Origin of the sequence: Neotamlana sargassicola, assembly GCF_020523965.1 — a bacterium.
Taxonomy (GTDB): Bacteria; Bacteroidota; Bacteroidia; order Flavobacteriales; family Flavobacteriaceae; genus Neotamlana; species Neotamlana sargassicola.
The window spans coordinates 57603-69994 of sequence record NZ_JAJAPX010000006.1 but is presented as its reverse complement, the minus strand read 5'-3'; the positions used below and the strand labels follow the sequence as shown (position 1 = coordinate 69994).

The 12392-nt window shown below is 32.6% G+C and carries 13 protein-coding genes; 12 read left to right on the top strand and 1 reads right to left on the bottom strand.

The genetic code is table 11. The features are described 5' to 3' along the window. Nucleotide 1: 1 nt before the first annotated feature. The 12 genes from dapA (at nucleotide 2) to LG651_RS13660 (ending at nucleotide 12037) form a co-directional block, all read left to right on the top strand. On the top strand, nucleotides 2-880 hold the full coding sequence (dapA, locus tag LG651_RS13715) for a 4-hydroxy-tetrahydrodipicolinate synthase (protein ID WP_226696685.1): 879 nt from the start codon (nucleotides 2-4) through the stop codon (nucleotides 878-880). 117 nt (nucleotides 881-997) lie between these two features. Then, nucleotides 998-1843 (top strand): outer membrane protein assembly factor BamD, encoded by an 846-nt coding sequence (locus tag LG651_RS13710; protein WP_226696684.1) that lies wholly within the window; start codon nucleotides 998-1000, stop codon nucleotides 1841-1843. A gap of 13 nt (nucleotides 1844-1856) precedes the next feature. Continuing rightward, nucleotides 1857-2183: a DNA-directed RNA polymerase subunit omega gene (locus LG651_RS13705; protein ID WP_226696683.1), complete on the top strand. Its 327-nt coding sequence runs from the start codon at nucleotides 1857-1859 to the stop codon at nucleotides 2181-2183. A gap of 11 nt (nucleotides 2184-2194) precedes the next feature. Next, nucleotides 2195-3406, top strand: coding sequence for a bifunctional phosphopantothenoylcysteine decarboxylase/phosphopantothenate--cysteine ligase CoaBC (coaBC, locus tag LG651_RS13700; protein WP_226696682.1), 1212 nt, complete (start codon nucleotides 2195-2197; stop codon nucleotides 3404-3406). After that, on the top strand, nucleotides 3399-4286 hold the full coding sequence (porD, locus tag LG651_RS13695) for a type IX secretion system protein PorD (protein WP_226696681.1): 888 nt from the start codon (nucleotides 3399-3401) through the stop codon (nucleotides 4284-4286). The genes coaBC and porD overlap by 8 nt, the downstream gene beginning before the upstream one ends. Nucleotides 4287-4393: 107 nt before the next feature. Next, the gene (recN, locus tag LG651_RS13690; RefSeq protein ID WP_226696680.1) at nucleotides 4394-6046 is read left to right on the top strand and encodes a DNA repair protein RecN; all 1653 of its coding nucleotides are present in this window, start codon (nucleotides 4394-4396) and stop codon (nucleotides 6044-6046) included. An 83-nt stretch (nucleotides 6047-6129) separates the two neighbouring features. Next, complete coding sequence (locus LG651_RS13685) at nucleotides 6130-6951, top strand: enoyl-ACP reductase FabI (RefSeq protein WP_226696679.1); 822 nt, start codon at nucleotides 6130-6132, stop codon at nucleotides 6949-6951. Between the two features lie 196 nt (nucleotides 6952-7147). After that, nucleotides 7148-8152 (top strand): glycosyltransferase, encoded by a 1005-nt coding sequence (locus LG651_RS13680; protein WP_226696678.1) that lies wholly within the window; start codon nucleotides 7148-7150, stop codon nucleotides 8150-8152. Then, on the top strand, nucleotides 8152-9111 hold the full coding sequence (locus tag LG651_RS13675) for a YbbR-like domain-containing protein (RefSeq protein ID WP_226696677.1): 960 nt from the start codon (nucleotides 8152-8154) through the stop codon (nucleotides 9109-9111). Before LG651_RS13680 ends, LG651_RS13675 begins: the two co-directional genes overlap by 1 nt. Then, on the top strand, nucleotides 9108-9689 hold the full coding sequence (gene coaE / locus LG651_RS13670) for a dephospho-CoA kinase (RefSeq protein ID WP_226696676.1): 582 nt from the start codon (nucleotides 9108-9110) through the stop codon (nucleotides 9687-9689). The genes LG651_RS13675 and coaE overlap by 4 nt, the downstream gene beginning before the upstream one ends. Before the next feature lie 69 nt (nucleotides 9690-9758). Further along, nucleotides 9759-11330, top strand: coding sequence for a sensor histidine kinase (locus LG651_RS13665; RefSeq protein WP_226696675.1), 1572 nt, complete (start codon nucleotides 9759-9761; stop codon nucleotides 11328-11330). A 2-nt stretch (nucleotides 11331-11332) separates the two neighbouring features. Next, complete coding sequence (locus LG651_RS13660) at nucleotides 11333-12037, top strand: response regulator transcription factor (protein ID WP_044632313.1); 705 nt, start codon at nucleotides 11333-11335, stop codon at nucleotides 12035-12037. A gap of 53 nt (nucleotides 12038-12090) precedes the next feature. Here the strand turns inward: LG651_RS13660 and LG651_RS13655 are convergent, their stop codons facing one another. Next, nucleotides 12091-12324 carry a hypothetical protein gene (locus LG651_RS13655; protein WP_226696674.1) on the bottom strand — a complete coding sequence of 78 codons (234 nt, stop codon included), beginning with the start codon at nucleotides 12322-12324 and terminating at the stop codon, nucleotides 12091-12093. Nucleotides 12325-12392: the final 68 nt, after the last annotated feature.

Here is a 12392-nt window from a genome sequence, read left to right as displayed (position 1 = left end):
AATGAATAATAAGTTTCTTGGAACCGGAGTAGCTTTGGTTACACCGTTTAATTCCGATTTATCAATTAACCACGATGCATTAGCAAATATTGTAAATTATAATATTGAAAACGGTGTAGAGTATTTAGTAATTTGTGGTACCACAGGCGAAAGCGTTACCATCACTAAAGAAGAGAAAAAAGCCGTTGTTGCAACTGTAACTAAAGCTAATAACGGGCGAGTGCCTATGGTTTTAGGTATTGGAGGTAATAATACCATGCAGGTTATTGAAGAAATTAAAACAACAGATTTAAGTAATATGGATGCTATATTATCGGTATCGCCATATTACAGTAAGCCTACACAAGAGGGCATGTACCAACATTTCAAGGCCATTGCCGAAGCTTGTCCTGTAGATATTATTTTGTACAACGTTCCTGGGCGTACCGCAAAAAATATGGAGCCAGAAACAACACTGCGCTTAGCTAACGATTTTAAAAATATTGTGGCTGTAAAAGAAGCAGGTAATAATGTGGCGCAATATTTAACGTTAATTAAAAATAAACCAGAAGATTTTATGATTATTTCTGGAGACGACGATTTAGCTTTAGGTATTGTACTAGCGGGAGGTTCTGGTGTTATTTCGGTGATTGGGCAAGGGTTTCCAAAAGAATTTTCAGAGATGATTCGTTTAGGTTTAGCAGGAAATGCAAAAGAAGCCTACAAAATTCACTTTAAATTAATGGATGTAATTGATTACATTTTTGAAGAAAACAATCCGGCAGGAATTAAGGCTGTTTTTGAAGCTTTAAACTTATGCGAAAGCACCGTAAGGTTACCTTTAGTACCAGCTTCAAACGCGTTAAAAAGTAAAATTGCAGATTTTGTAAAAGCATTTTAATGGTGTTAAATATTACTTAAACCTTATAAATACTAGCTTTTACCTGTTATTTTAGCGTTTAAATAATATTTTTAAAATCCATTTTATTAACTTAATTTTGCAAACTGTTTAAGATTTATGAAGAACGTTTTATACATACTATTAGCTGTAACACTTTTAACAAGTTGTAGTGAATATCAAAAGGCTTTAAAGTCCGAAGATATTGCTACAAAATTTAAATTGGGTGAAGACTTGTATAATGAAGGTAAGTTTGGAAAAGCCAACAAACTTTTTGCTCAAATTGTGCCTAATTATAGAGGTAAACCACAAGCCGAAAAACTTATGTTTTTGTATTCTAATTCATATTACAAAATGAAGGATTATTATACGGCCGGTTACCAGTTCGAGCGTTTTGCAACGAGCTACCCTAATAGTGAAAAGTTAGAAGAAGCTTCGTTTTTAGCGGCAAAAAGTTCTTTTATGCTATCGCCAGTATATTCTAAAGATCAAACCGAAACAGCTACGGCTATCGAGAATCTTCAAGATTTTATTAATATGTTTCCAGATTCAGAATATGCAGGTGAAGCAAATAAATTGGTTCAAGAATTAGATTTTAAACTTCAAAAGAAAGCATTCGAAATAGCTAGAAAATATAAGGTGATTGCACCAGGTTATACAAAAGATTTTAATGCAGCCATTACATCTTTCGATAACTTTTTATTTGAATTTCCTGGTTCCTCTTTACGAGAAGAAGCCATGTTTTTAAAGCTCGATGCTATGTTTCAGCAAGCTATAAACAGTAGAGAATACAAAAACACCATACAAGAAGGTTTGGTGCATTTGCGTAAGGAACGTTTAGAGAGTGCTAAAGAATATTCAACCACATTTAAAAGTACATTTGTAAATTCTAAATATCTAGAAACTGTAAACGATATGGCAGTGCAACTAGAAGAAGAATTAAAAAATTATAGCACAAAAAGTTAAATATAGAAGACCGATGGATTTAAAGAAAACTAATGCACCTGTTAATACTGTAACGTACGACAGAAACCAAATAGATGAGCCTACAGAAAACATATACGAGGCTATTTCTATTATTTCAAGACGTTCTGAGCAAATCAATACCGAAATTAAAAAGGAACTTATCGATAAGTTAGAAGAATTCGCTACATATAACGATAGTCTTGAAGAAATTTTTGAAAATAAAGAGCAAATCGAAGTTTCTAAATTTTACGAAAAGTTACCAAAACCTCATGCGTTAGCTGTTCAAGAATGGTTAACGGATAAAATTTATTTTAGAAATACTGAAGAAGACGCTCAGTAAAACATTCTAAAATGTCAATATTAAGCGGCAAGAACATACTATTAGGAATTAGTGGTGGTATTGCCGCTTACAAAACAGCTTCACTTGTTAGGTTGTTTATAAAATCTGGTGCCCAAGTTAAAGTGGTTATAACACCAGCGGCAAAAGATTTTGTAACACCTTTAACACTTTCTACTTTATCTAAAAACCCGGTGTTTTCTTCGTTTACAAATGAAGATGACGACACTGGAGTATGGAATAATCATGTCGATTTAGGCCTTTGGGCAGATATCATGGTAATTGCTCCAGCAACGGCCAATACCTTGTCTAAAATGGCAAATGGTGTTTGCGATAACTTATTGTTAGCAACGTATTTATCGGCCAAATGTCCTGTGTATTTTGCGCCTGCCATGGATTTAGACATGTACAAACATCCATCTACCTTAGCCAGTTTTACAAAATTACAAGCTTTTAAAAATGTTATGATTCCTGCTGCTAGTGGCGAATTGGCAAGCGGTTTGGTAGGAGAGGGTAGAATGGCAGAACCAGAAAATATTGTTTCTTTTATAGAAAACGATATTTTAAATAAATTACCACTTCACGGAAAAACTATTTTAATTACGGCTGGCCCTACCTACGAAGCCATCGATCCTGTGCGTTTTATAGGGAATCATTCATCTGGTAAAATGGGTTTCGAAATAGCTAAAGCAGCAGCCAATAACGGAGCAGAAGTTGTTTTAGTTACAGGGCCAACCCATGAAAAAGTTAACCACAGCGCAATAAAAGTGGTTCCTGTAGTTAGTGCTCAAAGCATGTATAATGCTGTACACGAATATTTTAAAAGCAGCGATGTAGCAATTCTTTCGGCAGCTGTTGCCGATTTTACCCCAAAAGAAGTAGCAACCCAGAAAATAAAAAAGAAAACCAATACGTTAACTTTAGAGTTAGAAAAAACTAAAGATATTTTGGCATCTTTAGGCGAAATAAAAACGAAACAATTTTTAGTTGGTTTTGCTTTAGAAACTAATAACGAGTTAGAAAACGCAAAAGGGAAACTAAAACGTAAAAATTTAAATTTAATAGTATTAAATTCGTTAAACGATAAAGGTGCCGGATTTAAAGGGAATACCAATAAAGTTACTTTTATCGATGATAAAGATAATATCACGGCATTCGATTTAAAAACTAAAACCGAAGTGGCAAACGATTTAATAAATCATATTACAACTAAAATACATGCGTAAACTATTAATTTTATTGGCATTTTTATTGTGTTTTGCCGGTTTTTCGCAAGAGCTAAACTGCAAATTGGTTGTTAATGCACAACAAACGGGTAACGAAAACTTCCCTATTTTTAAAACACTAGAAAAACAACTTAACGAGTTTGTTAATAATACTAAATGGACTAACAAAGCCTTTAAACCACAAGAACGCATTAATTGTTCCATGGTGTTAAACATTAGCAATTATAGCGGCGAAACATTTCAAGGTGCTTTACAAGTGCAAGCTTCTCGTCCTGTTTATGGGTCTAGCTTTACCACGCCAATTTATAGTTTTAACGACAAAGATTTAACTTTTAGGTATTTGGAGTTTCAAAATTTAAACTTTAGTAATACGCAGTTTCAATCTAACCTTATTTCTATAATTGCTTATCACGTTTATATTATTTTGGCTTTAGATGCAGATACTTTTGCTGAAAACGGCGGAAGCCCTTATTATAAACAAGCCCAAACCATTGTTAACTTTTCGCAACAAAGTAATTTTAGTGGCTGGAAAGTGGAAGATGGTTTACAAAGCCGATTTGTTTTAATCGATAATATTTTATCTCCAACTTATAAAGAGTATCGCAACATAATGTACACGTATCATCGCGATGGTTTAGATGTTATGAGCGAAAATGTTAAAACAGGAAAAGAAGCTATTGCAACGTCTATTTTAAAGTTTAATGCTATGAATAGTCGTAGACCAAACTCTTTTTTATTACGTACCTTTTTTGATGCTAAAGCAGACGAAATAGAGCAAATTTTTTCAAACGGACCAAGTGTAAATATTGTTAAGTTAAAAGAAACTTTGCCAAAAATTGCACCGCTTCATAGTAGTAAATGGCAAAATATAAAATTTTAAAGTCAGCCTAAATTAGCAGTAATTTTTTTGTAACAATTTAAAGCGGAGACTGTTCTGTAATTAAATAAAAAAATTAAACACTGCGATTTAAAACTATAAACTAAAACATGCTAACCTCACTTTCAATAAAAAATTACGCGTTAATCGATCATTTAAAAGTCGATTTTAACGATGGGTTTTCAATAATAACTGGAGAAACTGGTGCTGGTAAATCTATTTTACTTGGTGGTTTATCGCTTATTTTAGGTAAACGAGCGGATTTAAGTAGTTTAAAAGATGATACTAAAAAATGTATCATCGAAGCCGTTTTTAATATTGAAAAATATAAACTTGAAGCACTTTTTAAAGCTGAAGACTTCGATTACGAAGGGCAAACCATTATAAGGCGAGAAATATTACCTTCTGGAAAATCTAGAGCATTTGTAAACGATTCTCCTGTAAATTTAAGCAGTTTGCAATTACTTGGTGAACGCTTAATTGACATCCATTCGCAGCACCAAACCATGCAATTAACTAATAACGATTATCAGTTTCAAGTTATTGATGCTTTGGCAAAAAACGACGATATTTTAAAAAACTACAAACAGGAATTAAGAGTACTTAAAAAGTTAGAAAAAGAATATAAAGAATTATTAAATTTTAAGGCAGAAGCCATAAAAGAACACGACTATAACAGTTTTTTATTAAGCGAATTAGTTGAAGCTAATTTGGTTAACGACGAATTACAAGCGCTTGAAGAAGAATATGAAACACTTAACAATATTGAAAATATTCAGGAAAAATTAAGTGAAGCAGAGCAGTTGTTGGGCGATGAGCAAATGGGAGCGTTAACAGCTTTAACTGCTTTAAAAAATGCGTTGCAGAAACTGTCTAGTTATTCGGTAAAATATGAAGATGTTTATAAACGTGCCGAAAGTAGTTTTATAGAACTGGACGATATTTTTAGCGAAATAACTAGTTTACAAGAAGCAATCGATGCCGATCCAAACCGACTGGAAGTTGTTGATGCGCGACTAAAAATGCTGCATAATTTAATGCAAAAACATGTGGTTAGCGAAGTTTCAGAATTAATTGAAATTAAAAATAAGCTTCAAGAAAAAGTAGCGGTAACCGAAAATTTAGACGATAGTATTAAAGCTAAACAATCGGAAATAAATTCAAAAGAAAAACAACTTAATACCATTGCTTTACAAATTACAAAGCAACGTAACGCCGTAATTCCTGAGCTAAAAACACAATTAGAAACTCTTTTAAGCAGTTTAGGAATGCCTAATGCACAGTTTAAAATAGATTTAAGTTTATCGAGTACATTTTTAGCAAACGGAAAAGACGAGCTGTCCTTTTTATTTTCAGCAAATAAAGGCGGCAACTTTAACGAGTTTAAAAAAGCAGCTTCCGGAGGAGAATTATCGCGTATAATGTTAGCAATAAAGTCTGTTTTAGCCAATTATATACAGTTACCAACCATAATGTTCGACGAGATCGATACCGGTGTTTCAGGAGAAATATCGAATAAAATGGGCGATATCATGTTGCAAATGAGTAAAACCATGCAAGTATTTTCCATAACTCATTTACCACAGGTGGCAGCCAAAGGACATTCGCATTTTAAAGTGTATAAAGAAGATGTTAACGAGGTAACACAAACCAATTTGGTAAAACTAAATCACGACGAGCGCATTGTGGAAATTGCACAAATGTTAGGTGGTACAGAAATGTCAACCTCGGCTATTGCACATGCTAAAGATTTACTAAATTAGTAAAAGTTAAAAGGCTTAAGTAAAAAGTTTGTTACCTTTGCCCAACTAAAAATTTCAACTAACGATTTTTAACAAAAATAAATATGTCATTTAATTTACTAAAAGGAAAAAAAGGAATCATTTTTGGAGCCTTAGATTCTAATTCTATCGCATGGAAAACGGCCGAACGCGTGCACGAAGAAGGTGGAGAATTTGTATTAACCAATGCACCAGTTGCAATGCGCATGGGGCAAATTAACGAATTAGCCGAAAAAACAGGATCTCAAATTATTCCTGCCGATGCGACAAATGTTGAAGATTTGCAAAACCTAATCGATAAATCTATGGAGATTTTAGGCGGAAAAATAGATTTCGTACTACACTCAATAGGAATGTCAATAAACGTGCGTAAAGGTAAGCACTACACCGATCAAAATTACGATTGGACACAAAAAGGAACCGATGTTTCTGCTATGTCGTTTCACAAATTAATGCAAACACTTTACAAAAGCGATGCTATGAACGAGTGGGGAAGTATTGTAGCTTTAACCTATATGGCGGCGCAACGTGTATTTCCAGATTATAACGATATGGCCGATAATAAAGCCTATTTAGAAAGTATTGCACGTAGTTTTGGTTACTTTTTTGGTCGCGATAAAAACGTGCGTGTTAATACCATTTCGCAATCGCCAACGCCAACAACAGCCGGTAGTGGTGTAAAAGGATTCGATGGTTTTATAGCCTACGCCGAAAAAATGTCGCCACTAGGTAACGCAACAGCAATGGACTGCGCCAACTACACCGTAGCAATGTTTAGCGATTTAACCAAGCGCGTAACCTTACAAAACCTTTACAACGACGGCGGATTTAGCAACATGGGCGTTAGCGATGCTGTTATGAGTACATTTGTTGGAGACGAAGAATAAGTTTGAAAAACCATTAAGGTTTATAAAAATACATGGCCATCTTTTTAAGGTGGCTTTTTTTGTTACATTTGTTAATTAAAATAAGTTGGGCGTTACCCCGAAGTTTCGGGGTCGGGCTTTCGCAAGTCGCTCTCTGCGAGGAGCTCCAACAATGGCTCAATCCCTAACGCAAAAATCAGCGAAGTTTAGTGCAAACATGAAATTACAGTTTTCCTTTATAATTCCGGTTTACAATCGTCCCGACGAAACCTTAGAACTTTTACAAAGTTTTACAACATTACAAGGCAATACCAATTTCGAAATTGTAATTGTAGAAGATGGCTCTACAATAACTTCAAAACGTATTGTAGAAGAGTTTGATACTAAGTTAAATGTTAAATATTTTTTTAAAGAAAATACAGGTCCTGGAGACTCCAGAAACTACGGCATGCAAAACGCATCGGGTAATTATTTTATAATTCTCGATTCCGATTGCGTATTGCCACCAAATTACCTCAATGAGGTTACCCAAAGTTTGAACTTAAATTATGCAGATTGTTTTGGCGGGCCCGATGCAGCACAATCTTCCTTTAGTAATTTACAAAAAGCAATAAATTTTGCCATGACTTCATTTATTACCACAGGCGGTATTCGAGGAAGTAAAAATAGTGTCAATGAGTTTCAACCACGAAGTTTTAATATGGGGATTTCAAAAAAGGCATTTCTAGCATCAAAAGGTTTTGGGAAAATCCATCCCGGTGAAGATCCAGACTTAACCATACGTTTATGGCAATTAGGTTTTAAAACCAAACTTATTCCAGAAGCTTTTGTATATCATAAACGTCGTATTTCATGGCGCAAATTTTATAATCAAGTACATAAATTTGGTTTAGTTCGTCCTATTTTAAATGTTTGGCACCCTTCAACAAAAAAAATAACTTACTGGTTTCCTACAGTTTTTAGTCTTGGCTTAATAGTTTCTGTTATTTTGTTTTTTATAGGAGTAAATTGGGTGTTTTATGGTTTTGTTTTGTATTTTTTACTAGCCTTTTTGTTGGCTGTAATTTCAACAAAGAGTATAACTGTGTCACTATTAGCAATGGTGGCTATTTTGTACCAATTTTTTGGTTATGGTTTAGGTTTTTTTAAATCAACCTTAGCTGTTAGCGTGTTAAAAAAAGATCCAGAAAGTCATTTCCCAAATTTATTCTTTAAATCGTAATGATTAATAAACTAAAATCCGAAATAATAAAATCGCATAAAAACAAAAGAATCAATGTGTTCTTTCTGTTTTTGTTGTTTGCCTTTATTATTCTAATTTTCACTAAACTATCTAAAACATATACCAATACGTTAGGGTTTTCTGTTGTAAAACAGGATGTTCCGCAAGAATTTATTATTTTAAACGATTCGGTGCAACTAAATATTACTTTAAAAACACATGGTTTTAAATGGCTTAAATATGCATTTAGCGAACCTAAAATAACTATAGATTTTAGTAAAGATGTTTATAAAAAAGAGGGTGTTTTTGTTTGGTATAAATCGGCTGCATATTTAAATAATACGCAATTTGGTAAAGAAGTTGAAATACTTAATATAGAACCTGATACCTTAACGTTTAAATATGGAATTAACCAGGTAAAAAAAGTTCCAGTTGTTGTAAAGGCACAGTTAAACTTTTCGCCAGGTTATAATTCGCCAAACCCTGTTGTAGTCGAGCCAGACTCGTTAGTTGTAGTTGGACCTAATGTTTTAGTTTCAAAAATAAATGAAATAGAAACCGAGGCTCAAGTTTTTAACGAGGTTCGGTCTGATATAAATAAAATTGTAAAACTAAAGTTGCCTAAAAATAGTTCAGATTTAAAGTTTTCGGTTAATACCGTAACCTTAAAAGCAGGAGTCGAAAAATTTACAGAGGGTAACTTAAGCGTACCTATAACCATAATTAATAAGCCTAAAAACTTAGAGTTAAAATACTTCCCAAAATCTGTAAATGTGCGTTATAATGTAAGTTTAAGTAATTACGATAAAATAACTACAAAAGATTTTAAAGTGGTTTGCGATTACAGCAAGTTAAATAATAATCAAACGGTTTTAATACCCGAATTGGTTCAGCAGCCAAACTTGGTAAAAAACGCTAAAATTAATAGACAACGTGTAGAATTTATAATAGTAAAATGATAGTTGTAGGACTTACAGGAGGTATTGGTAGCGGTAAAACCACCGTGGCAAAGCAATTTAAAGCATTGGGAATTCCCGTTTATATTGCAGACGACGAGGCTAAAAAACTAATGCGCAAATCTAAAATTATTAAACGAAAACTCATCCAATTATTTGGCGAAGAGGTTTATGTAAACGATGAGTTAAATAAACCATTTATAGCTAATATTATTTTTAACGATAAAAGTTATTTAGAAAAAATGAATGCCATTATTCATCCAAGAGTGGCAAAACATTTTTTAAAATGGACTTTAAAACAAAAGGCGCCTTACGTAATAAAAGAGGTTGCAATACTATTCGAAAATGGCGGTGATAAAGCCTGCGATTTTGTTATTACCGTTACTGCAAATCGTGAAACGCGTATAGAACGGTTATTAAAACGAGACAATACTACGATTGAAAAAATTGAAGCTATTATGAAAAACCAATGGAGCGACGACCAAAAAATAGAACGTTCACATTTTGTAATTCATAATACAACATTGCAAAGTATTAAAAATCAGGTAGCAAAAATTCATGAAAATCTTTTAACACGATAAGTAGTTTGCTTTTTGTTAATGTAAGGTTAAAAATAAAATTTCTAAATGTTAAAATGTTAAATTTGACTAATGAGGAAAAGAATTTTTATCCTACTCATAATATTAATGAGTTTGTCGCTTATAGGTATTATATCTATTCAAGCTTATTACATAAACGAATCGGTTAAAAACGAAAAGGAACATTTTAAGTTTAATGTGGTTACAGCATTAAATTATGTGTCTAATATAATTGAAGAAAATGAGTTAGAAACGGCTTTTAAAAATTTTCAGAAGTTAGATAAAGATAAAGTTTTAGACTCTACAAATGTTTCGCAATTATTGGTTTACAGAAAAAACAATACAACCAACGAAACCCTCATTTATAGAAGTAATGTACTTGAAGAAAATTATAAATTATCTTCATCGCTCTTTGACATTGGTTTAGATAGTCTTGATATTACAAATATAATTGGTAATTCAACTGCCGAAGTTTATACAGATTTTGGGCCAGCAGATAAAGATTTAAAGAGTCCAATTTCCGAAATTATTCGTAACAGTGGGGCTATAAATGAGGCACAACGAATTAGTTTTGAAAAAAGTTACAAAGCTATTTCAAAACGAACACCAATTCATAAAAGAGTTTCCGAAGCAGAAATTAGAAAATTACTGGGCGAAAAACTAAAAAAGGATGGTATCGATATTAATTTTGAATTAGCCATTTATAGCAATGATTTAGCAACTAAGGTGAGTAGTGAAAATTTCGAAAACAGGCCTAATTCAACATTTAAAGTTCCTATTTTTTACGACGAAAACAGGCAAACTCCATACCGTTTATTGGTTAATTTCCCAGACGACGATAAGTTTATTTTGTCTGGAGTTATAGGTATGATTTTACTGTCTGTAATTTTCACCTTAATTATAATTCTGGCTTACACAAGCGCCATTTTACAATTAGTTAAACAGCGTAAAATCTCGCAAATAAAGAGTGATTTTATAAACAATATGACGCATGAGTTTAAAACGCCAATTGCAACTATTAATTTAGCGTTAGATGCCATAAAAAATCCTAAAATTATAAGCGACGAAACTAAAGTGCTACGTTATTTAAAAATGATAAAAGATGAAAATAAACGTATGCATGCTCAGGTTGAAAACGTATTAAGAATATCTAAATTAGAAAAAAACGAGTTAAACATTAGTAAGGAACGTGTAAAGTTGCACGACTTAGTTGAAGATGCTATAATGCATGTTGAGTTAATTATTGAAGATAGGCAAGGTTATATAAAAACCTTTTTAAATGCCGACAAATCTTCGGTTTTGGCAAACGACACACACTTTACAAATGTAATAGTTAATATTTTGGATAATGCTATAAAGTATTCTCCAAACATCCCAGAAATAGAAGTTTATACAGAAAATGTAGGAACTAATATTGTTTTAAAAATAAAAGACCACGGTAGCGGCATGAGTAAAGCAGTTGCCAAACGTGTATTCGAAAAATTTTATAGAGAGCACACAGGAAATATACATAATGTGAAGGGCCACGGTTTAGGTTTGGCATATGTGAAAAGAATTGTAGAAGACCACCAAGGTCATATATCAGTAGAAAGTGAAAAAGACAAAGGAAGCACATTTATAATTAAGCTTCCACTAATATCTTAAATATGGAAGAGCAAAAGAAAAGAATTTTACTAGTTGAGGACGACCCTAATTTTGGAACCGTACTTAAAGATTATTTAATGATGAATGATTATGAGGTAACGCATGCAAAAAACGGAATGGAAGGCTTTGAAAAGTTTAAAAAAGATGATTTCGATTTATGCATTCTAGACGTTATGATGCCTTATAAAGATGGGTTTACTTTAGCCAAAGAAATTCGCGAAAAAAATAGCGATGTGCCAATTATATTTTTAACCGCTAAAACCATGAAAGAAGATGTTTTAAAAGGTTATAAAGTAGGGGCAGACGATTATTTAAACAAACCTTTCGATAGCGAAGTGCTTTTAATGAAAATTAAAGCAATTATGCAACGTAAGGCTACCGAAACCATTTCGGATAGTAAACAATTTGAATTTAAAATTGGTAAATTCGATTTAAATTCTAAACTACGTTTCTTAAAATTCAACGGCGGAGATCCGGTAAAATTATCGCCAAAAGAGAATGAGTTATTGCGTTTATTGGCATTACATGAAAACGATTTAATGCCTCGAGAATTAGCCTTAACAAAAATTTGGCGCGACGATAATTACTTTACTTCTCGTAGTATGGATGTTTATATTGCGAAATTGCGTAAATATTTAAAACTAGACGAAAAAGTTGAAATTTTAAATATACACGGTGAAGGTTTTAGGTTGGTTATAAACGAATAATAAAACATATAATATTTAAAAAAAAATCCAACCGTGTGTTGGATTTTTTTTGTTTAATTATAAAGTTGTCCGCGATGGGGTTTTAAGGCATCTCTAATAGGCTTCATATCAGATTCGTTAACAACCAAAAAAGCAATGGTGTGTACGTCGCTAATTGTGGTGCAGCCAGTAATTGTAATATCTAAGTTTTCTATTTTAATATATTCTTTTAAGTGTATTTCATGATGCTGTGCCGTTTTTTCGGCATTTGGCCCATAAAAATCCCAGATTAGCTTAAGTTGTTTCATGTTTTACTGTCTTTAATTTCAGACTAAATATTCTTAAAAATCAAAGTTAAACAATTATAATATTTTGG